At 49.6% G+C, this 224-nt stretch carries 1 protein-coding gene; it reads right to left on the bottom strand.

Going from position 1 to position 224, the window contains the following annotated elements:
- The coding region (locus PL8927_RS27645; RefSeq protein WP_407947438.1) for a calcium-binding protein at window positions 1-224 on the bottom strand (224 nt) is incomplete at both ends.

Here is a 224-nt window from a genome sequence, read left to right as displayed (position 1 = left end):
TCCGAATAGGATATCATTGCCCTCATTTCCATCTACAAGGTCATTGGCTTGACCGCCATAGAGGGTGTCATTATCTGCACCACCAGACATAGTGTCTTGGTCTTCTCCACCCAAGAGCAGGTCATCACCTGCATTGCCTTCTAAGATGTCGCTGCCAATATCTCCGAATAGGGTGTCTTTACCGTCACCGCCTTGGAGGGAGTCATCGTTTTGACCGCCAAACA

This window comes from Planktothrix serta PCC 8927, assembly GCF_900010725.2.
GTDB classification, from domain to species: domain Bacteria; phylum Cyanobacteriota; class Cyanobacteriia; order Cyanobacteriales; family Microcoleaceae; genus Planktothrix; species Planktothrix serta.
Note: the sequence above shows the minus strand (reverse complement) of the source record. Positions and strands in the feature narration are given on the sequence as shown.